The sequence below is a fragment of the uncultured Nocardioides sp. genome, from assembly GCF_947488025.1.
In the GTDB taxonomy this organism is placed as follows: Bacteria; Actinomycetota; Actinomycetes; order Propionibacteriales; family Nocardioidaceae; genus Nocardioides.
On sequence record NZ_CANKYS010000007.1, the window covers coordinates 216006 to 235192 of the forward strand.

A 19187-nucleotide genomic window follows, 5' to 3' on the forward strand; every position below is an offset into this window, starting at 1 on the left:
GATGACCACCCGCACGTCCCGCGGCCGTCGCCCCGGCGCCCCCGACACCCGGGCCGAGGTCCTCGCCGCCGCGCGGGCGTCGTTCGCCGAGAAGGGCTTCCGCGGTACGACGATCCGCGCCGTCGCCGCCTCGGCGGGCGTCGACCCCGCGCTCGTGCACCACTACTTCGGGAGCAAGGACGACCTCTTCGTCGCCGCGCTCGAGATCCCCGTCGACCCGCGCGAGGTGCTCGCACCGGTGGTGGCGGCCGGGCCGGACGGCGCGGGGGAGCGGCTGCTGAGCGCCTTCCTCGGCGTGTGGGACGACCCGGCGATCCAGCCGGGCCTGCTCGCCATGGTGCGCTCCCTCATCGCCGACGACAGCGGTGGACTGGTGCGCGACGCCTTCATCCCCGTCGTCGTCGGGCCGGTGCTCGCGGGCCTGGTCGCCGACCGGCCCGACGTCCGGATCCCGCTCGTCGCCAGCCAGGTCGTCGGCCTCATCGTCGCCCGCTACCTGCTCGCCCTGCCGCCGATGGCCCAGATGCCCGCCGAGGACGTCGTCGCCCGGATGGGGCCGGTGCTCCAGCACTACCTGACCGGCGACCTGCCCTGACGCCGTACGCCTGTCCGCCGCCGTCCGAGCGGTGGCCGCCCTCCGAGCGGTGCGTGAGACAGCTTTCCGGCACTGAGAACGTGCGTCACGCACCGCAGCCGCCACCGACCTCCCGGAGCGGTGCGCGACGCAGGTTCTGCGCCCGCGGAACATGTCTGGTGCACCGCTCGTCGGGCCTTGACGACGACGAGACACCCGGAGCACAATTCAACACATGGTGAAAAACGTCGTGGAGGTACGCGACCTCGCCGTCGTACGCGGCGAGCGCGAGGTGCTGCCCGGCATCTCGCTGGACGTCGCCGCGGGTGTCACCGGCCTGCTCGGTCCGAGCGGCTGCGGCAAGACCACGCTGATGCGGTGCCTGGTCGGCGCGCAGCAGGTGCGATCGGGGACCGTCGAGGTGCTGGGGGAGCCGGCCGGCAGCCCGCCGCTGCGGACCCGGGTCGGCTACGTCACCCAGGCTGCGAGCGTCTACGACGACCTGACCGTCGCGGAGAACCTCGCGTTCTTCGCCCGCGTGCTCGGCATCGACCGCGCCCAGGTCGACGAGGCCGTCGCCGCGGTGGGCCTCGACGACCACCGCTCCCAGGTCGTGGGCCGTCTCTCGGGCGGCCAGCGCAGTCGGGCCAGCCTGGCCGTCGCCCTCCTCGGTACGCCGGACCTGCTGGTGCTCGACGAGCCGACGGTCGGCCTCGACCCGGTGCTGCGCCGCGACCTGTGGGACCTGTTCCACCGGATCGCCGACCGCGGGGCCGCCGTGCTCGTGTCGAGCCACGTCATGGACGAGGCCGAGCGGTGCCACCGGCTGCTGCTGATGCGCGAGGGCCGGATCATCGCCGACGGCTCCCCCGAGGAGATCCTCCGCGGCACCGGTGCCCCGGACATCGAGCAGGCGTTCCTCCACCTCGTCGAAGGCCAGGGTGAGGTCCTGTGAGCCCGCGCATCACGCTCGCCGTCGCCGGCCGCGTCCTCACCCAGATCCGCCGCGACCACCGCACGCTCGCGATGCTGCTGGTCGTCCCGTGCGTCCTGATCACGCTGCTGTGGTGGATGTTCCTGGACCTGCCGGGTGGCCTCTTCGACCGCTTCGGTCCGGGCCTGCTGGCGATGTTCCCCTTCATCGTGATGTTCCTGGTGACGAGCGTGACGACGCTGCGCGAGCGCTCGTCCGGCACCCTCGAGCGGCTGCTCACGATGCCGATGGGCAAGCTCGACTTCCTGCTCGGCTACGCCCTGGCCTTCGGGCTGCTCGCGGCCGTCCAGTCCGTGCTGGCGGTGGCCGTGAGCGTCGGGCTCCTCGGCCTGGACGTGCAGGGTCCGGTGTGGCTCCTCGGCGTCGTGGCGGTGGCCGACGCCGTCCTCGGCGCGGCGCTCGGCCTGCTGGTGAGCGCCTTCGCGACGACCGAGTTCCAGGCGGTGCAGTTCATGCCGGCGTTCGTGCTGCCCCAGATCCTGCTGTGCGGGCTCTTCGTGCCGCGCGAGGCGATGCCGGCCGTGCTCGAGGCCGTCAGCAACCTCCTGCCGATGTCGTACGCCATCGACGCCATGCAGGAGCTCGTCGGAGCGGCCGACACGGCGGAGGTGTGGCGCAACGTGCTGGTCGTCGCCGGCTTCGCGGTCGGTGCGCTCGCGCTGGGCGCCGCCACCCTCAGGCGCCGGACGCCCTGACCCGGATCCGCCGGTCTCTCACCTGCTGCGCGTCACCATGCGAGCGCGCTGGCTGCGTTGTCGGGCGCTCGACGGGCCTAGCGGCCCGCCTTCGGCCCTCCGCCTTGCCATCACGCCCGCCTGATGTCGCTCGCGACGGCGTCGACCGGCGGCTCCGGGACCCGGCTGAACAGCCACGCCCCCGCCGCGAACAGACCGGCGTACATCACCGACAGCAGGACGACGTCGACCACCGAACCGGTCGTGTCGTCGGCGGCGACCAGGACGACCGCGACCACTCCTGCCAGGAGCGTCGTCAGCGCAGCGGCTCCGAGCGCGAGCACCATGCCGCCCGGCCGGAACCGGGTCGCCGCGGCGACGACCAGCAGGACGGCCGGCGCCGCCAGGTAGAGCCAGTCTCGGTCCCCGTCGCCGACGATGCCGAGGGCACCGATGCCGAGGAGCAGGAACGCGACGGTGCCGGCCGACAGGGCCCCGGCGAGGGCGTACCGGGAGGTGGGGGAGGAGAGGCTCGACGTCATGCCGACGACGCTAGGAGAGCACCGGCCCGGAACGGGTGGAGGAGCCGTGAAGGTTCGGTGCAGGTCCGAGGTGGAGGTCGGCGTAGCCTTGCCGCCATGTCGTTGCTCCGCCAGCCGATCCTGCTCCTCGCTCGCAGCCAGGGGGTGAAGAAGCTCGTCTCGACGATGCCCGTCTCGAGCTCCATCGTCACCGGCTACGTGCCCGGCGAGACCACGGCCGATGCGGTCGCGGCGACGTCGGGCCTCGTCGACGACGGCCTGCGAGCCACGCTCGACTACCTCGGCGAGGACACGACCGACGCGGCCCGGGCCGACGCCACCGTCGCGGCCTACAAGGAGCTGCTCGCCGACCTGGCGACCAAGGGCCTGGCTCCGCAGGCGGAGGTGTCGGTCAAGCTCAGCGCGATCGGCCAGTCGCTGCCCGACAACGGGCACAAGGTCGCGCTGGAGAACGCGCGCGAGATCTGTCGCGCCGCCCGCAACGCCGGCACGACCGTGACCCTCGACATGGAGGACCACACCACCACCGACTCGACGCTGTCGATCCTGCGCGAGCTCCGCAAGGACTTCCCCGAGGCGGGCGCGGTGCTCCAGGCGATGCTGCGCCGCACCGAGGCGGACTGCCGCGCGCTGGCCTACGAGGGCTCGCGCGTGCGGCTGTGCAAGGGCGCCTACATGGAGCCCGAGCAGGTCGCCTTCCAGGACCGCATCGACGTCGACCGGTCCTACGTCCGCTGCCTCAAGGTGCTGCTCGGCGGCCAGGGGTATCCGATGATCGCCACCCACGACCCGCGGATGGTCCAGATCGCCTCGTCGCTGGCGAGCCGGTTCGGCCGGCGCCCGGGGACCTACGAGTTCCAGATGCTCTTCGGCATCCGCCCGGAGGAGCAGAAGCGTCTCGCGGCCGCCGGGGAGACCGTGCGCGTCTACGTCCCCTACGGCACCGAGTGGTACGGCTACCTCATGCGCCGCCTGGCCGAGAAGCCCCAGAACCTGGCGTTCTTCGTCCGCTCGCTCGTCTCCAAGAAGTGAGACCACAGCGTCCGCGACGAAGGAGCGGGCGCGTCGTGGGCCAGATTGAGCAAGCACCGCGGTCGAGGGACGAGACCGCGACGTGCGTGTCGAAATCAGTGGACGCCAGGCCGTAGGTTGATCGCATGAGCACAGCGATCATCGGGGCCGGCGTCATGGGGGAGACCCTGCTGTCCGGGCTCGTACGCGCCGGCCGCCGCGTCGACCAGCTGATGGTCGGCGAGAAGCGCGCCGAGCGAGCCCGCGAGCTCGAGGAGCGCTACGGCGTCGCGGTCGTGTCCAACCGCGAGGCGGCAGCGAAGGCCGACACCGTCGCGCTCGTCGTCAAGCCGCAGGACATGGGCGACGTGCTCCAGGAGATCGCCCCCGACCTCCGCGCGGGCCAGCTGCTGGTGTCGCTGGCCGCAGGCATCACCACCGCGTTCATCGAGTCGCACGTGCCGGACGGCGTCGCGGTCGTCCGCGTGATGCCCAACACCCCGGCGCTCGTCGACGAGGGCATGGCCGCGATCTCGCCCGGCTCCCACTGCGACGAGTCGCACCTGCTCGAGGCCGAGTCGCTGATGGCGTCGACCGGCAAGGTGCTGCGCATCCCCGAGAAGCAGATGGACGCCGTCACGGCCATCTCCGGCTCCGGCCCGGCCTACATCTTCTTCGTCGTCGAGTCGATGATCGAGGCAGGCGTGCACCTGGGTCTGCCGCGGGCCACCTCGACCGAGCTGGTCGTGCAGACGCTCGTCGGCTCCGCGGCGATGCTCCGGGAGACCGGCACCCACCCCGTCGTGCTGCGCGAGCAGGTCACCTCGCCCAGCGGTACGACGGCCTCCGCCCTCCGTGAGCTCGAGATCCACCGGGTCCGCGCCGCCTTCCTCGCCGCCATGGAGGCGGCCCGCAACCGTTCTCGGGAGCTCGCCGAGGGCTCTTGACCACGACCTCCTGGTAAGGCGAAAACCCAGTCCCCATGCGGCTTTCGGCCGCCGAGGGCGGTCTTGGTCTGATTGGTCACAACCGCTAGGTCTCGCGGTAACTCCGAGTGACAATGAAGGTGACCAACCGGTCGAAACACTCCCGCGGATCGAAGTGGGGTGGTGGTCATGTCCGCGGCATCCGAACGAAGCAGACCACTCTCGGGAATGGCCAGGAACGCCCTGGTCCTCGCGCTCGCCGGCATCGTCGCGGTCCTCAGCGGCGGACTGCTGTTCCTGACGGCCGGCAGTGCAACCTCCGTGACCACGACGTCGGACACGCCCTGCGTGCCCGCCGACGCCTGGACCGAGACGACCGACTGGGTCCTCTCCTCCCCGGGCGAGGGTTGGCGACAGGTGGACGAGCGCACGGTGATCGACGAAGAGGCCTACACCGAGGAGGTGTTCGTCGGCTGGCAGCACTACTCGTGGACAGGCGGTCCGCTCGGCGACGGGGTCGTCCCGGCCATCCCGACCGGCCCCGACGACCCGGACTGGCAGGCCAACGCCACGCAGGAGCCGCACGAGAACAATCCCAACGTGACCTGGCTCGACGACACCGGGTGGGGACTCCACTACCTGAGTCACGGCAGCGCAGGACTGGCCGACTGGTTCTACCTGGAGCGTGTGACCGAGACGGTCGAACATGCCGCGGTGACCCACCAGGAGTTCCGTTTCGCGTACGACCACCCGGCCGTGGTCTGCCCGACCGCGCCGCCGACCACGCAGCCGCCGACCACGCAGCCGCCGACGGTGCAGCCGCCGACGGTGCAGCCGCCGACCGCGCAGCCTCCCGAGGTGCTGCCGACCACCGCGACCCCCTCGGCGGAGCCGAGCGGGCCGGCGGGCGACGAGCCGGCCGTGGAGGACACGCAGCAACCGACCACGCAGCAACCGACCACGCAGCCCGACGATGTCGAGGTGCTGGGCGTGCAGGCGTCCGAGCCGCCGGCACCGTCGGCCCAGGTGCCGACCGCCGTCGACGCAGGTCTCCCTGCGGCTCCTGACGCCGGGACCACCGCGGCGCAGCAGTGGGGCGTCGTCCTCACGGCGATGGGACTGGTGCTGCTGGCCTCGGCCGGTGGCGTGCTGGTCAGGGTCCGACAGACCTGACCAGCAGGAGGACGTCACCCGACTCCCTCTCGGGTGACGTCCCCCTTCCAGGAAAGGAGCGTTCCCGTGCGAACTGCCCGTCTCGTGTCGGCCGCCCGCTGGACCACCGTGATCGGCGGCGCGGTGGCCCTCACCATGGTGGCAGCGATGGTGTCCTCGACCCGGTCCGACGACATTCCCGACTCGACGGCCGTCGACACGGCGACGAGCCTGGTCACCGAGCAGGCGGGCGTCGTACCGGTGCCGACTGTGGAGCCGGAGACGCCGGCCCCGCTCCCACCCGGACCGCCGCTGGCGCTGCGGATCCCCGCCCTCGGCCTCTACGCACCCGTGGTGACCGTCGGCCTGGACGCCCGCGGCGCGCTGGTGCCGCCGGCCGACCCGCGCGTGGTCGGGTGGTGGGAGGCAGGAGCGCGACCGGGCAGCGCCCGGGGGACCGCGGTGCTGGCCGGCCACACGGTGCACGACGGTGGCGGCGTCTTCGACGACCTCGCCGGCCTGGAGCCGGGCGACACCGTCGAGGTGGTCACCGACCGTGGTGCGCTGGACTTCACGGTCCGCTCCGTCCGGGGCCTAGGCCGGGCCGAGCTGGCCGCCCGCGCGGGCCGCCTGTTCGCCACCGCAGGTGCCCCGGGGCTGGTCCTGGTCACGTGCACCGACTGGGACGGCGAGCGCTACCGCGGCAACACGGTGGTGGTCGCCCGCATCCGGTGAGGGCAGGGCAACCGCTCCCGCGAGCTCGCCGAGGGCTCCTCAGTCAGCTCGCGCGCAGCTGGCGCACCACGGCCATCGCGTCGTCCACCAGCCCGCGCACCAGGGGCAGCCTGGTCAGCCGCACTGCCCGGTCGACCAGGGGCACGATCCCGGCGACGAGGCCGCGCGTGCGGCGCTGACCGTCGCTGTCGTCGTGAACCCAGAAGAGCACGACGCCCATGTGCAGCAGCCACAGCAGCTCTGGCAGTTCGTCGCGCAGGGCCGGAGCGACCTTGAGGTCTGAGCCCTCGACGACCCGCCGGAACAGCGCGGTGCTGGCCTCGCGTGCCGGCATCGACTGCTCGGAGAAGGGAGAGAGCGGGGAGCGGGGATCGGCTGCGTTGCGGAAGAACTGCCCGCCGAAGTCGTGGAAGGGACCGGCCACGTCGAGGAAGGAGTCCATCGCCCCGCGGAGCCGGTCGGCGAAGACCACGGTGTCGTACGTCGTCTCGGCCGCCACGGCGTGCTCGACCTGGATCTGGTCGTAGAACGCCTGGACCAGCTCCTCCTTGCCGGAGAAGTAGTAGTAGGCGCTGCCCAGCGACACCCCGGCCTCGTCGGCGATGGCGCGCATCGTGGTGGCGTCGTAGCCGCCGGTCCGGAAGAGTGACATCGCGGCGTCGACGATGCCGGACCGGGTCTGCTCGGCCTTGCTCGAGCGTCGGACGGGTCGCTTCGCGGGCACCTCGTCACCCTAGGAGGCGTCGGTGTGGGGCAGGACCCGCGAGGTGGCCCGCGCGGCCAGGGGCCCGCCCAGTACAGCGGCAGCCACGAACCAGGTGAGGCCGAGCCACTCCCCACCCCGCCGCAGGTCGACGTCCGCCAGAACGAACCGCCCGCTCACCAACGAGAAGAGTGCCACCATGGCGACCGGCGGCAGGGCGGCGCCGAGCACGAAGGCGCGACGCCGGGCCACCGGGCGCGGCAGGTGCCGGCCGACGAGGAGCGCGAGGGGGACCGCGGCCAGCAGGCCCACGGCGGCGCCCATGGGACCGCCGAGGACGACCGCCAACACCGCGGTCGGTCCGGTTCCTGCCAGCAACTCGGTCGCGGACGGCGGCGTGCCGTCGAACGCAAAGGCGATGAGCAGGAACACGAACGCCACCAGGCTGCCCGAGCCGGCGCCGAGAAGCGGTCCGAGCAGCAGCCATCGCAGTTGGGGCCGGTAGGCCGTACTCGCGGGAGCCTGCGGTGTGGTCACTCCAGGATCGTGGCAGGATAGTTGAACACGTTCAACTCCGTCCGCCGGTCGGACCTCGCGGCGCGCAGGAGTAACGTCCGCCACATGGAGTGTGCGGGGCCTGCGTCAGTCGTGTTCGACCAGACGCTCACGGAGTACAACTTCGGGCCCACGCACCCGATGTCACCGGTGCGCGTCGACCTGACGATGCGCCTGGCCGACGAGCTCGGCGTCCTGGCGGGCATCAAGCGGGTCGACGCCCCGGTGGCGACGGACGAGCAGATCGCGACGGTCCACGACCAGGGCCTCATCGAGGCCGTCACCCGGGCCGGCGCGACGCCCGGCTTCGAGGACGCCGCCCGCGGCCTCGGCACCGAGGACGACCCGGTCTTCGCCGACATGCACCTCGCCAGCGCCCACGTCGTCGGCGCGACCCTGGAGGCGTTCCGCCAGGTCTGGAGCGGCGAGTCGCTCCACTCGGTGAACATCGCCGGCGGCCTGCACCACGCGATGCCCGACAAGGCGAGCGGCTTCTGCATCTACAACGACGTGGCGGTCGGCATCACGCAGCTGCTCGCTGACGGTGCGGAGCGCGTGGCCTATGTCGACATCGACGTCCACCACGGCGACGGTGTCGAGAAGATCTTCTGGGACGACCCGCGGGTCCTCACCATCTCGCTGCACGAGACCGGGCAGATGCTCTTCCCCGGCACGGGCTTCCCGAGCGACACCGGCGGCCCGGGGGCCGAGGGCACCGCGGTCAACGTCGCCCTGCCGCCCGGCACCGCCGACGCCGGCTGGCTGCGTGCGTTCCACGCCGTCGTACCCCCGATCCTGCGCGAGTTCTCCCCGCAGGTGCTGGTCACCCAGCACGGCTGCGACTCCCACATGAACGACCCGCTCGCCCACATGATGCTCAGCGTCGACGGTCAGCGTGCGGCCTACCTCGCGCTGCACGAGCTCGCCCACGAGGTCGCCGAGGGACGGTGGGTCGTCACCGGCGGAGGTGGCTACTCCGTCGTCGACGTGGTGCCCCGCGCATGGACGCACCTGCTGGCCGTCGTCGCCGGTTCCCCCATCGACCCCGCGCAGCCGACGCCACCGGCGTGGCGGGCGTACGTCGAGGAGGTGCTGGGGGCGACTGCGCCGCACCGGATGACCGACGGCCGCACGCCCGCCTACCGCGACTGGTCCGGGGGCTACGACCCCGAGACGTGGCTGGACCGGGCGATCAACGCCACCCGCACCGAGGTGTTCCCGCTGCACGGCCTCGACCCGCTGCCCTGAGTCATCGGCCCCCGACGCCACGCCGCTTCGTCAAGGAAGCAACCCGACACGCCGCAGTCCCACAAGTTTCTCTGGCGTTCCTCTTCCCCACGCGTCACGCGAGCCCTATTGTCAGCGAGAGCGGCACGCCTGTGACGCCGGTGCGGAAGCCGGCGCCGTTCCGCGCAGAAGGATCGGTGCACACCATGGCTGAGAACACCCCAGGCGACATGTCCGAGGCGCAGTTCCTGACCATCGCCGAGGTCGCGTCCAGGATGCGCGTCTCGAAGATGACGGTCTACCGGCTCGTGCACGGCGGCGACCTGCCCGCCGTCCGCGTCGGTCGCTCCTTCCGGGTCCGGGAGGACGACGTCAACGAGTACCTGCGCAAGAGCTTCTACAACGCCGGCTGACGCACTCCGTTCTCGGTCGGGATCCACGGGTCCGACTCGATTCCGCGCTCTCGCACCCGGCAAGTAGGGTGTGCGGGGTCCGGCCGACGAACGTCGGCCGCAAGGAAAGGTCTGATTCGTGGGTTCTGTCATCAAGAAGCGGCGCAAGCGCATGGCCAAGAAGAAGCACCGCAAGCTGCTCAAGAAGACGCGCGTGCAGCGCCGCAAGCTCGGCAAGTAACACCCCTCGACCATGGGGCGGGTCGTGCTGGTCACCGGGATCTCCCGGGACATCGGACGCCGATTCGCGCGCGCCGCGACCGGCGACCCGTCCATCGATCGAGTCATCGGCGTGGACGTGGTCCCGCCGCGCGGTGACGTCGGCGACGTCTCCTTCGTCCGCGCCGACATCCGCAACCCCGTCATCGCCAAGGTCATCGCCAAGGAGGACGTCGACACCGTCGTCCACATGAGCGTGATCGCGACGCCCGGCTCCGCCGGCGGTCGCGGGACGATGAAGGAGCTCAACGTCATCGGCTCCATGCAGCTGCTCGCTGCGTGCCAGCGGTCGGCGACCGTCGAGCGGCTGGTCGTGAAGTCGACGACGACCGTCTACGGATCGGGTCCGCGCGACCCCGCGATGTTCACCGAGGACATGGGCCCCAAGCGCCTGCCCTCCTCGGGCTACGCCAAGGACGTCTACGAGATCGAGGGCTACGTCCGCGGGTTCGCCCGTCGGCGCCCGGACGTCGACGTCACGATGATCCGGGCGGCCAACGTGGTCGGACCCCACGTCTCGAGCCCCCTGACCAACTACTTCCGGCTCCCCGTCATCCCTCGCGTCCTGGGCTTCGACCCGAGGCTCCAGCTCCTCCACGAGGACGACCTGATGCGCGTGCTGCGCCACGCCGCGACCAACGGCGTGCCCGGCACCTTCAACGTCGCCGGTGACGGGCTGCTGACGCTGAGCCAGGCCGTACGCCGCCTCGGCACCCCGTCGGTCGCGTTGCCGCGCTTCGCCGTCGGGCGGCTCGGCTCGACCATGCGCCAGGCCCGCGTGTCGGACTTCTCGCCCGAGCAGCTGGGCTTCCTGACCTACGGTCGGGGTGTGGACACGACCCGGATGCGCACGATGCTCGGCTTCGAGCCGCAGTTCACCACGGCCGAGGCGTTCGCCGACTTCTGCCGGTCGGTGGCGCCCGCCGCGAAGGAGGGAGTCGGTCGTGCCTGAGAAGGCCCGTCGCCGCGACGGCGAGGACGCCGTCGTCATCCCGATCGGCACCGGCGGCCGTCCCGGCCGCGGCTCCGGCAGCGCCCGGCCGTCGTCGGCCGCGCGCAACCTGGCGCCCTCGTCCCGCAAGGCACCGTCCGCCAAGGCACCGTCCGCCAAGGCACCGTCCGTCAAGGCACCGTCGGCCAAGGCAGCGTCCGGCAAGCCGAGTGCCCCGAGGAAGAAGGCCCGCGCCGACGGTGCTCGGACCACCGCGCCGGCCGACGAGGCGGTCGCGCCGCCACCGGCCGACGACCCCGCTGCGACGGCACCGCCCACCACCGGCATCCCGGTCGGCGAGTGGCTGGCGGCGGCGCAGCAGGCCGCGCAGGAGGTCTTCGGGGCCGACTGGGAGCGCCGTGCGGCCGAGCTGATGGCGTTCGTCCGCCGCCGCCTCGAGGGTGACTACGACGTCGACGACTACGGCTTCGACCGCGAGCTGACCGAGCGGTTCTTCATGGCGGCGCTGCGTCCGATCGCGAAGAAGTGGTTCCGCCTCGAGGTCCGCGGGCTGGAGAACATCCCTGCCGAGGGTGGCGCACTCGTGGTGTCCAACCACTCCGGCACGATCCCGCTCGACGGCCTGATGACCATGCTCACGGTGCACGACCACGCCGGCCGCTTCCTGCGCCCGCTCGGCGCCGACCTCGTCTTCAAGCTGCCGCTGGTCAGCTCCCTGGCCCGCAAGGGCGGGGCCACCCTCGCCTGCACCGAGGACGCCGAACGGATGCTCTCCGACGGCGAGCTGGTCGGCGTCTGGCCGGAGGGGTTCAAGGGGATCGGCAAGCCGTTCAGCGAGCGCTACAAGCTGCAGCGCTTCGGGCGCGGCGGGTTCGTCTCGGCGGCGCTGCGCACCGGCGTACCCATCATCCCGCTGTCCGTGGTGGGGGCCGAGGAGATCTATCCGCTCGTCGGCAACGTCCCGTCGCTCGCACGGCTGCTCGGCGTGCCCTACATCCCGATCACGCCGTTCTTCCCGTGGCTCGGGCCGCTCGGCCTGGTGCCGCTGCCGTCGAAGTGGATCCTCGAGTTCGGCGAGCCGATCCGCACCGACGCCTACGAGCCCGGCGAGGCCGAGGACCCGATGCTCGTCTTCAACGTCACCGACCAGGTGCGCGAGACGATCCAGCACACGCTGTTCGACCTGCTGCGCGATCGCGGCGGCGTCTTCGGCTGAGCAACGCCCCCGCGGCAGCGGCTAGGGCAGGAGGCCACCGGTCGCGTCGTCCAGCGTCCCGCCGGTCGCGCCGTCGACGGTGCCGGTCACCTCGCCGATCAGCCCGCCGGTGGCGTCGTCGGCACCCGAGGTGAGGCCACCGAGCGCGCCTCCGGTCGCGTCGTCGAGCTGGTTGCTGAGGGTGCCGGTCGTGTCCGTCAGGCCGTCGGTGACCTGGTCGGTCGTGTCGGTCACGGTGTCGGTGAGGTTCTTGGTGATGTCCTTGACCGGCCTGGTGGGCTCGGGCTTGGCAGGACCGGTGCTCGTCGGGTCGGGCACGACCGAGGAGGGGCCGGGCCCGAGCGTGGTCGACGGCACCGTCGTCGGCACGACCTGCTGCGGGTCGAGCGCCTCGGGGACCGTGATGCCGGTGAGGTCCTGTCCCGAGACCGGCGCGCCCTCCAGCGTCAGCTGGTCGGTGTCGAGCCCGGCGAGGAGGCCGGCGGACGGGGCGCTGGTCAGCAGGAACTCGGGCGTGGTGGTGATGCCTCCGGTGCAGCCGCGGCAGGCGTTGCTCACCTCGAGGTCGAGGTCGGCGAGCGTCCGGCCGGCGGCCAGCAGCTCGTCGCGGGCGCTCTCGGGCAGCTCGCCCTGGAGCCGCTCGAGTCGGTCCATGCTGGTGGCGGTGAAGTCGCGCGCGTCCTGCGCGTCGCTCTGGCTGCCGGTGGCCTCGTAGGAGACCAGCAGGCTGCGCACGCCGTCGCTCGACTGGCGCGTGAAGGAGTCGAGGGTGTCCGGGACCAGCTGGTCGCGGCCGGCGTCGTCGGCGGCGAGCTCCTCGAGCTCGGTGAGGCGGGTCCCGGCCTGGGCCAGCAGGGTGCGGCCGCGGGCGGCGTCGTCGGTGGCGAGGCGCACCTGCGCGGACTCGATCCCGCGCTTGACGCCGTAGAGCGACTCGCCGGGGAGGGCCGTCTGGGCGGCGACGGCCATGGTGGCCGCGGAACCGACGAGGGCGGCGCCGCCGAGCAGCACACCGATGCGACGCGGCCGGGTGCGCGACGGGGCGGGCATCGCCAGTCGCGACGCAGCCGCGGGCTGGCGGACCAGGGCGGTGTCGGCCTCGGCCATCAGCCGCTCGCGCAATGACGCGACGAACTCGGGCCGCGCGGCCACGGGCGGCACGGCGCGCAGGTCGGCCACGACCTCGAGCAGGTCGGCGTACCGCTCCGCATCGCGTCCGGACGGACCCGAGGGAGCGGTTCCGGGGTCACGGGAGAGCAGTGCCTCGAACTCGTCGGCACGCCGTCGCGCCGAGAAGGGGGCTGTCATCGCGGTCGTCCTGTCTCACTGCTGGCGGGTCCTCCCACTGGGACGAACGAGCCAGACGAGGCAGGGGTTACGGGTTGTGTCACGCGTCTCTCAACCCCTCCGGCAACAGCTTGGCGAGATTGCGTACGCCGCGCAGCTGGAGCTGCTTGACCGCGCCGTCGGAGCGGTCGAGGGCCTGCGCCGTCTCCGCGATCGACAGGCCCTGGAGGAACCGCATGATGAGGCACTCGCGCTGCTCGACCGGCAGCTCGGTGAGCGCCTTGAGGAGCACCTCGTTGGTGAGGCCGGCGATGACCGCGCCCTCGGGTCCCTCGGTCGTGTCGTCGTGCGGCGACATGTCCTCGGTGGTGAGCTCGAGGCGGGTGCGACCGGCCTTGAAGTGGTCCATCGCGAGGTTGCGGGCGATGGTCATCAGCCAGGCGCCGAAGTCCTTGCCCTGCCACCGGAAGCCGTTCATGCTGCGCAGCGCCCGGAAGAACGTCTCCGAGGTGAGGTCCTCGGCGAGGGTCTGGGAGCGGGTGCGGTAGTAGAGGAAGCGGTAGACCGAGGCCTGGTAGTGGTCGTAGAGGAGGCCGAACGCCTCCTTGTCGCCCGTGCGGGCCAGCTCGACGAGCGCGATCAGCCGCTCGCGCTCGGCCTCGTCGACCTCGGACGACGTCGCGCGGTCCTCGTCGCCGACCGGGCCACCGGCACCGGCGGACCCACCTGACCTGGCACCCGGGGCGGCCGTCTCGGCGAGGAGCACGTGACCGGCGAGCTGGGGGACGGGCTGACCCGCGAGGGCAGCGGCGACCGCGCGCCGAAGCGCGTCCATGCCGTGCTCGAAGGCACGATCGAGGTCGTTCGTCGCCCGCATGCGGTGTCCCCTCCCGGTCGGAGCATCGTCCACGATAGGGGGCCGGGTCGGCCTTGTGAACCCGTGAGTAACTTTCAGTTACATCCGTGGCTTGGGGCTCAGGCGGAGCGGTCGCGCCCGCGCAGGCTGACCCCGGCGGCGACGGCCCCCGTCACCGCGCCGGCGACCGCGGCTCCGAGGAAGCCGACCCGGGCCGCCTTGCGGCCGGTGCGGTAGTCGTGGATGCGCCAGCCGTGGGCACGTGCGTGGGCGCGCAGCCGGGCGTCGGGGTTGATCGCGCAGGGGTCGCCGACGAGCGAGAGCATCGGCAGGTCGTTGCTGGAGTCGGAGTAGGCCGAGCAGCGGGCGAGGTCGAGGCCCTCGCGGGCGGCGAGCGCCTTGATCGCCTCCGCCTTGGCCGGGCCGTGCAGCAGGTCGCCGACGAGCTGGCCGGTGTAGACGCCGTCGACGTGCTCGGCGACCGTGCCCATGGCGCCGGTGAGGCCGAGCCGCCGCGCGATGATGGTGGCGATCTCGATCGGCGCCGCCGTCACCAGCCACACCCGCTGGCCCTCGTCGAGGTGGAGCTGCGCCAGGGCGCGGGTGCCGGGCCAGACGCGGTGGGCCATGGCCTCGTCGAAGATCTCCTCGCCGAGCTCCTCGAGCTCGGTGGTGGTGTGCCCGGCGATGAACGACAGCGCGGAGTTGCGGGCGTCGGCCACGTGCTCGGGGTCCTCGACGCCCGCGATCCGGAAGTAGGCCTGCTTCCACGCGGCCGCGGCGATCTCCCGCGTGGTGAAGAACTGACGGCGGTAGAGCCCGCGCGCGAAGTGGAAGATGCTGGCGCCCTGCATGACGGTGTTGTCGACGTCGAAGAAGGCGGCCGCGGTCGGGTCGCTCGGCCAGGCGAGGGCGTTCTCGACCTCCGCGGACGCCGCCGCGGCCTCGCCTGCCAGGGCCGACCGCTGCTGCAGGTTGAGGCGCCGGGGCCGGTCGGACGGGGTCACCCCGCCAGCGTAGCTGTGGAAGGATCGACGCATGCCGCGCAACGACATCTCCGCGTTGGTGGCCGAGGCTGCCGACGACGTCCCCGACCGGCAGGCCCTCGTCGAGAGCGGCGGTCGCTCGCTCACGTGGTCCCGGCTGGAGGACGAGGTGGCTCGCCTCGCGACCGGTCTCGGGACGCACGGCATCCGGGCCGGGCAGCGGGTGATGATCGCCGTCGGCAACCGCATCGAGTTCGTCACGACCTACCTCGGCGTGCTCCGCGCCCAGGTCGTCGCCGTCCCGGTCAACCCGCGCTCCACGGCCGGCGAGCTCGCCCGGATGGTCGCCGACTCGGGCACACAGCTGGTGGTGACCGACGAGACCGCGCTCGACGCCGTACGTGCGGCGCTGGCCGAGCTCGACCCCGACGTCGCCCGGCCGACGGTCGTCGTGACCGGGGCCGCGCCCGGTGAGGGCGAGCTCGCCCTCGACGACCTCCGCGCGGACGTCGTACGCCCTGTGCCGCCGCTGCCCGATCCCGAGAAGCTCGCCGCCCTCCTCTACACGAGCGGCACCTCGGGCCGACCCCGCGCAGCGATGCTCAGCCACCGCGCGCTCCTGGCCAACATCGAGCAGGTGGCGGCCGTCGAGCCGCCGATGATGCACGGCGACGACGTCGTGCTCGGCGTGCTGCCGCTCTTCCACGTCTACGGCCTCAACGCGGTGCTCGGCGGCGTCCTGCGGCACCGGGCGCGGCTGCTGCTGGTCGAGCAGTTCGACCCGCAGGCGGTGCTCGACCTCATCGACGACGAGGCCTGCAGCGTCGTGCCGATCGCCCCGCCCGTCTTCGCTCACTGGCTGCCGGACGAGCACCTGCGCGAGCGGCTCGGGCCGGTCCGGCTCGTGCTGTCGGGATCGGCGCCGCTGGAGCCCGAGGTGATCGAGGAGTTCACCTCCATCACCGGCATCCCCGTCCATCAGGGCTACGGTCTCACCGAGGCGTCGCCGGTCGTCACGAGCACGCTCTGCAGCCGCGAGCCGCGGGCGGGGTCCGTCGGGGCGGCGCTGCCCGGCATCGAGCTGCGGCTCGTCGACGAGACGTGGGGCCAGGTCGAGGGGGAGGACCCCGGCCAGATCCAGGTGCGCGGCGACAACCTCTTCAGCGGCTACTGGCCCGACGGCGCGGACGGCCCCGACGCCGACGGCTGGTACGGCACCGGTGACGTCGGCTTCCTCGACGCGAGCGGGGACCTGTTCCTCGTCGACCGGGTCAAGGAGCTCATCATCGTCAGCGGTTTCAACGTCTACCCCAGCGAGGTGGAGGACGTGCTCCGCGAGGTCGACGGGGTCGACGAGGCGGCGGTCATCGGGGTGCCCGACGAGGCGACCGGCGAGGCGGTCGTGGCGTACGTCGTCCCGGTCGGCGGCGTCGCCCACGCGCGCACCCACCTCGAGGACGCCGTGCGAGCGCACGCCGTCGTCCGGCTGGCCCGCTTCAAGCAGCCGAGCCGCATCGAGGTCGTCGACGAGCTCCCGTTCACCGTGACCGGCAAGGTGCAGAAGGGCCGGCTGCGCGGCCTCGAGCGACGTCGGGTGCAGGGGCTCCTCGGATGAGCGACGCCCGCGTCACGCTCTACACCCGCCCGGGCTGCCACCTCTGCGAGGCGGCCCGCGAGGTCGTCTCGCGCGTGTGCGACGACCTGGGGGAGTCCTTCGACGAGGTCGACATCACCACCGACGACGAGCTCGAGGACCGCTTCGGCGAAGACATCCCGGTGACCTTCGTCGACGGCAGGCAGCACGACTTCTGGCGCGTCGACGAGGCCCGGCTGCGGGCCGCTCTCGGGGTGTGACGGGCACATCGTCCTGGCCGGGATGCCGATGGTGCCGTGACGTGTTGGGCAAGGAGTGAGGCTCTCCCTGCTCGACCGTTCGAGGACGCGCGTCGGTGCGCCCGACGCCGATGCCATCGAGGCGACCGTGGCGAGGGCGGTGCACGCGGAGCAGGTCGGGTACGACCGGTTCTGGGTCGCCGAGCACCATGCCGTCCCCGGGATCGCCTCCGGTGCGCCGGCCGTCCTGCTGGCCGCGATCGGCGCCCGCACCGACCGCATCCGGATCGGGTCGGGCGGGGTGATGTTGCCGCTGCACCAGCCCGTGGTGGTCGCTGAGCAGTTCCTCGTGCTCGAGGCCCTCCACCCCGGCCGGGTCGACCTGGGCCTCGGCCGGTCCCTCGGCTTCACGCCGCCGGTGCGCCGCGCCCTGCGCCGCGACCACGACGACGCTGACACCTTCGAGGACGACCTCGTCGAGCTGCGCGGCTACCTCGAGGGCACCGCCGACGTGACCGCCCGTCCTGCCACCGGTCGCCCGGTGCCGATGCACCTGCTCGCGACCGGGCGCGGGCTGGAGGTCGCGGCACGTCTCGGGCTCCCCGTGGTCGTGGGCGGCCCGATCCTCGACTCCGACGAGCTCCCCGACGTGCTGGCTCGCTACCGTCGGTCCTTCGTCGCGCACGAGGGGAGCGCGCCGCGGGTGACGATCTCCCTCGACGTGGTCCTTGCCGACGACGACGCGACCGCGCGCGAGCTCGCCCTGCCCGAGGCCTGGGCGATGGCGGTGTCCCGCCAGACGGGCGAGTTCCCGCCGCTGGAGTCGGTCGCCGCGATCCGCGCCGCGACGTGGTCGAGCCAGGTACGCCGCCGGGTCGAGTCCTCGCTGGACCGCGCGGTCGCCGGCAGCCCGACGACGGTACGCCGGCGCCTCGAGTCCCTCGCCGAGCGCACCGGGGCCGACGAGCTGCTGGCCAGCACCTCGACCCACGACCGCGACGCCCTGCTCGCCTCGGACCGGATGCTGGGCGAGGTCGTGGGCTGACGTTTAGGTCGACTCGGGCGGGTTCGCTGTCGCAGGCACGTGCTTGGCTGCTCGGATGCTCGGAGTGGTCGTCGGCGCCCTGGTCCGGGAGGACCGCGTCCTCCTCGTGCACCGGAGCCCGAGCAAGCGTGCGCACCCGGGCAGGTGGGACCTGCCGGGTGGGGTCGTCGAGGACGGCGAGTCCGAGATGGGCGCGCTCGCGCGGGAGCTTCGCGAGGAGCTGGGTGTCCAGGTCGCGACGGGCTCGACGTCCCACCTGTGCCGGGTGACCGTCCGACCTGCCGGTGAGCCCGTGCTGCTGAGCGCCTGGCTCGTGCGCGACTGGGCCGGGGTGCCGACCAACGCTGCCCCCGAGGAGCACGACGACATCCGCTGGTTCGGGCTCGCGTCGATGCCGTCCTTGCCGTACGAGGCGGTGCAGGCCGCGCTGGTGAGGGCAGCGGCCCTGATCTCGCGCGTCCCTGTCGGCGACGCCAGCCACCGGATTCGCCGCTGAGCGGTCGGAACACGTTCGGGTAGCGTCGAGGAGGTGGACCGTCCCTCAGAAGACGTCGAGGCATGCCGGGGCGCTCACGCCCGCATGAAGGACCTGGTCGTCGGCCTCGACGACTCGGTGGCGCGTCGCGCATCGCTGCTGCCCGGTTGGACCGTCGGCCACGTCCTCACCCACCTCGCTCGAAATGCAGAGGCGATGTGCAGCCGCATCGAGGGCGTCATGCGCGGGGACGTCGTGGAGCAGTACGCCGGTGGTGCGGCCGGTCGTGCAGCCGCGATCGAAGCGGGGGCGGCGCGTGATGCGCACCAGATCGTCGACGACGCGGTGCGTTGGGCGGCCCGACTGGACCGCTTGTTCGCCGACGTGCCCGACGACTGCTGGGCCCGTCCCGTGAGGACCGTCGACGGAGGAGAACACGCTGCCGCGCTGCTGCCGTACCGGCGGTGGCGCGAGGTCGAGGTGCACCTGGCGGACCTGGATCTGGGGTTCACCAGTCGTGACTGGTCGCCGGAACTGGTCGACCGGATGCTCCCCGATCTCGTCGCGGGGCTTCCCGCCAGGGCGGACCCTCAGGAGCTGGCCGCGTGGCTGCTCGGGCGCGGCTCGCCGCCGCAGCTGCAGCCCTGGGGTTGAGACCAAACGACCGCTCACACCGCGTTCAGGTCGCCCGGATCTGCCTAGGAGACTGCTGAACAAGGCGTCATCTGGGCGAGCGTGGCAGCGTGGGCTGGGGGCGGAATGATGCCAGGGGC

At 72.4% G+C, this 19187-nt stretch carries 23 protein-coding genes; 17 read left to right on the forward strand and 6 right to left on the reverse strand.

The window, feature by feature from the left end:
• Position 1: 1 nt before the first annotated feature.
• The 3 genes from Q1B24_RS13610 (at position 2) to Q1B24_RS13620 (ending at position 2263) form a co-directional block, all read left to right on the forward strand.
• On the forward strand, positions 2–595 hold the full coding sequence (locus Q1B24_RS13610; protein WP_299929464.1) for a TetR family transcriptional regulator: 594 nt from the start codon (positions 2–4) through the stop codon (positions 593–595).
• A gap of 214 nt (positions 596–809) precedes the next feature.
• Complete coding sequence (locus Q1B24_RS13615; RefSeq protein WP_299929467.1) at positions 810–1529, forward strand: ABC transporter ATP-binding protein; 720 nt, start codon at positions 810–812, stop codon at positions 1527–1529.
• Positions 1526–2263: an ABC transporter permease gene (locus Q1B24_RS13620; RefSeq protein WP_299929470.1), complete on the forward strand. Its 738-nt coding sequence runs from the start codon at positions 1526–1528 to the stop codon at positions 2261–2263. Before Q1B24_RS13615 ends, Q1B24_RS13620 begins: the two co-directional genes overlap by 4 nt.
• A 110-nt stretch (positions 2264–2373) precedes the next feature.
• Here the strand turns inward: Q1B24_RS13620 and Q1B24_RS13625 are convergent, their stop codons facing one another.
• Positions 2374–2784 carry a hypothetical protein gene (locus Q1B24_RS13625; protein WP_299929473.1) on the reverse strand — a complete coding sequence of 137 codons (411 nt, stop codon included), beginning with the start codon at positions 2782–2784 and terminating at the stop codon, positions 2374–2376.
• A 102-nt stretch (positions 2785–2886) separates the two neighbouring features.
• Here Q1B24_RS13625 and Q1B24_RS13630 point away from each other — a divergent pair, with 102 nt between their 5' ends.
• From Q1B24_RS13630 to Q1B24_RS13645, 4 genes are all read left to right on the forward strand, one after another.
• Positions 2887–3816: a proline dehydrogenase family protein gene (locus Q1B24_RS13630; protein WP_299929550.1), complete on the forward strand. Its 930-nt coding sequence runs from the start codon at positions 2887–2889 to the stop codon at positions 3814–3816.
• A gap of 125 nt (positions 3817–3941) precedes the next feature.
• A complete protein-coding gene (proC, locus tag Q1B24_RS13635; protein ID WP_299929476.1) occupies positions 3942–4742 on the forward strand; it encodes a pyrroline-5-carboxylate reductase in 801 nt (266 codons plus the stop codon).
• Positions 4743–4949: 207 nt separating this feature from the next.
• Positions 4950–5894 (forward strand): hypothetical protein, encoded by a 945-nt coding sequence (locus tag Q1B24_RS13640; RefSeq protein WP_299929479.1) that lies wholly within the window; start codon positions 4950–4952, stop codon positions 5892–5894.
• A 66-nt stretch (positions 5895–5960) separates the two neighbouring features.
• Positions 5961–6608, forward strand: a complete 648-nt coding sequence (locus Q1B24_RS13645) for a class F sortase (RefSeq protein ID WP_299929482.1) — start codon at positions 5961–5963, stop codon at positions 6606–6608.
• A 43-nt stretch (positions 6609–6651) separates the two neighbouring features.
• Here the strand turns inward: Q1B24_RS13645 and Q1B24_RS13650 are convergent, their stop codons facing one another.
• A complete protein-coding gene (locus Q1B24_RS13650) occupies positions 6652–7332 on the reverse strand; it encodes a TetR family transcriptional regulator (protein ID WP_299929485.1) in 681 nt (226 codons plus the stop codon).
• A gap of 9 nt (positions 7333–7341) precedes the next feature.
• Entirely contained in the window at positions 7342–7848 is a 507-nt protein-coding gene (locus Q1B24_RS13655) for a hypothetical protein (RefSeq protein ID WP_299929488.1), read from the reverse strand.
• Positions 7849–7932: 84 nt separating this feature from the next.
• Here Q1B24_RS13655 and Q1B24_RS13660 point away from each other — a divergent pair, with 84 nt between their 5' ends.
• The 5 genes from Q1B24_RS13660 (at position 7933) to Q1B24_RS13680 (ending at position 11932) form a co-directional block, all read left to right on the forward strand.
• Positions 7933–9114 (forward strand): acetoin utilization protein AcuC, encoded by a 1182-nt coding sequence (locus tag Q1B24_RS13660; RefSeq protein WP_299929491.1) that lies wholly within the window; start codon positions 7933–7935, stop codon positions 9112–9114.
• A 185-nt stretch (positions 9115–9299) separates the two neighbouring features.
• Positions 9300–9506, forward strand: coding sequence for a helix-turn-helix domain-containing protein (locus Q1B24_RS13665; protein ID WP_299929494.1), 207 nt, complete (start codon positions 9300–9302; stop codon positions 9504–9506).
• A 118-nt stretch (positions 9507–9624) separates the two neighbouring features.
• A complete protein-coding gene (locus Q1B24_RS13670; protein WP_008356322.1) occupies positions 9625–9726 on the forward strand; it encodes an AURKAIP1/COX24 domain-containing protein in 102 nt (33 codons plus the stop codon).
• A gap of 12 nt (positions 9727–9738) precedes the next feature.
• Positions 9739–10716: an NAD-dependent epimerase/dehydratase family protein gene (locus Q1B24_RS13675; protein ID WP_299929497.1), complete on the forward strand. Its 978-nt coding sequence runs from the start codon at positions 9739–9741 to the stop codon at positions 10714–10716.
• A complete protein-coding gene (locus tag Q1B24_RS13680) occupies positions 10709–11932 on the forward strand; it encodes a 1-acyl-sn-glycerol-3-phosphate acyltransferase (protein ID WP_299929500.1) in 1224 nt (407 codons plus the stop codon). Before Q1B24_RS13675 ends, Q1B24_RS13680 begins: the two co-directional genes overlap by 8 nt.
• A 21-nt stretch (positions 11933–11953) precedes the next feature.
• On the opposite strand, the gene Q1B24_RS13685 is transcribed toward Q1B24_RS13680, so the two are convergent.
• From Q1B24_RS13685 to Q1B24_RS13695, 3 genes are all read right to left on the reverse strand, one after another.
• A complete protein-coding gene (locus Q1B24_RS13685) occupies positions 11954–13240 on the reverse strand; it encodes a DUF5667 domain-containing protein (RefSeq protein ID WP_299929503.1) in 1287 nt (428 codons plus the stop codon).
• A gap of 79 nt (positions 13241–13319) precedes the next feature.
• Complete coding sequence (locus Q1B24_RS13690) at positions 13320–14096, reverse strand: sigma-70 family RNA polymerase sigma factor (RefSeq protein ID WP_299929506.1); 777 nt, start codon at positions 14094–14096, stop codon at positions 13320–13322.
• A gap of 98 nt (positions 14097–14194) precedes the next feature.
• Complete coding sequence (locus Q1B24_RS13695) at positions 14195–15082, reverse strand: HAD-IB family hydrolase (RefSeq protein WP_299929509.1); 888 nt, start codon at positions 15080–15082, stop codon at positions 14195–14197.
• 31 nt (positions 15083–15113) lie between these two features.
• On the opposite strand from Q1B24_RS13695, the gene Q1B24_RS13700 reads away from it, so the two are divergent.
• From Q1B24_RS13700 to Q1B24_RS13720, 5 genes are read left to right on the forward strand one after another with little or no spacing between them, the layout of a single operon-like run.
• A complete protein-coding gene (locus Q1B24_RS13700) occupies positions 15114–16676 on the forward strand; it encodes a class I adenylate-forming enzyme family protein (protein WP_299929512.1) in 1563 nt (520 codons plus the stop codon).
• The gene (locus Q1B24_RS13705; RefSeq protein ID WP_299929515.1) at positions 16673–16915 is read left to right on the forward strand and encodes a glutaredoxin family protein; all 243 of its coding nucleotides are present in this window, start codon (positions 16673–16675) and stop codon (positions 16913–16915) included. The genes Q1B24_RS13700 and Q1B24_RS13705 overlap by 4 nt, the downstream gene beginning before the upstream one ends.
• Before the next feature lie 55 nt (positions 16916–16970).
• On the forward strand, positions 16971–17939 hold the full coding sequence (locus Q1B24_RS13710; RefSeq protein WP_299929518.1) for an LLM class flavin-dependent oxidoreductase: 969 nt from the start codon (positions 16971–16973) through the stop codon (positions 17937–17939).
• Positions 17940–17994: 55 nt separating this feature from the next.
• Positions 17995–18435 (forward strand): NUDIX domain-containing protein, encoded by a 441-nt coding sequence (locus Q1B24_RS13715; RefSeq protein WP_299929521.1) that lies wholly within the window; start codon positions 17995–17997, stop codon positions 18433–18435.
• Between the two features lie 33 nt (positions 18436–18468).
• Positions 18469–19068 (forward strand): maleylpyruvate isomerase N-terminal domain-containing protein, encoded by a 600-nt coding sequence (locus Q1B24_RS13720; protein WP_299929524.1) that lies wholly within the window; start codon positions 18469–18471, stop codon positions 19066–19068.
• Positions 19069–19187: the final 119 nt, after the last annotated feature.

Bases quoted from the DNA above. Each gene is read 5' to 3' on its own strand.
- Q1B24_RS13610 (WP_299929464.1), top strand. From the start codon at position 2: ATGACCACCCGCACGTCCCGCGGCCGTCGCCCCGGCGCCCCCGACACC.
- Q1B24_RS13615 (WP_299929467.1), top strand. From the start codon at position 810: ATGGTGAAAAACGTCGTGGAGGTACGCGACCTCGCCGTCGTACGCGGC.
- Q1B24_RS13625 (WP_299929473.1), bottom strand. From the start codon at position 2,784: ATGACGTCGAGCCTCTCCTCCCCCACCTCCCGGTACGCCCTCGCCGGG.
- proC (WP_299929476.1), top strand. From the start codon at position 3,942: ATGAGCACAGCGATCATCGGGGCCGGCGTCATGGGGGAGACCCTGCTG.
- Q1B24_RS13640 (WP_299929479.1), top strand. From the start codon at position 4,950: ATGGCCAGGAACGCCCTGGTCCTCGCGCTCGCCGGCATCGTCGCGGTC.
- Q1B24_RS13660 (WP_299929491.1), top strand. From the start codon at position 7,933: ATGGAGTGTGCGGGGCCTGCGTCAGTCGTGTTCGACCAGACGCTCACG.
- Q1B24_RS13665 (WP_299929494.1), top strand. From the start codon at position 9,300: ATGGCTGAGAACACCCCAGGCGACATGTCCGAGGCGCAGTTCCTGACC.
- Q1B24_RS13675 (WP_299929497.1), top strand. From the start codon at position 9,739: ATGGGGCGGGTCGTGCTGGTCACCGGGATCTCCCGGGACATCGGACGC.
- Q1B24_RS13685 (WP_299929503.1), bottom strand. From the start codon at position 13,240: ATGACAGCCCCCTTCTCGGCGCGACGGCGTGCCGACGAGTTCGAGGCA.
- Q1B24_RS13690 (WP_299929506.1), bottom strand. From the start codon at position 14,096: ATGCGGGCGACGAACGACCTCGATCGTGCCTTCGAGCACGGCATGGAC.
- Q1B24_RS13700 (WP_299929512.1), top strand. From the start codon at position 15,114: ATGCCGCGCAACGACATCTCCGCGTTGGTGGCCGAGGCTGCCGACGAC.
- Q1B24_RS13705 (WP_299929515.1), top strand. From the start codon at position 16,673: ATGAGCGACGCCCGCGTCACGCTCTACACCCGCCCGGGCTGCCACCTC.
- Q1B24_RS13715 (WP_299929521.1), top strand. From the start codon at position 17,995: ATGCTCGGAGTGGTCGTCGGCGCCCTGGTCCGGGAGGACCGCGTCCTC.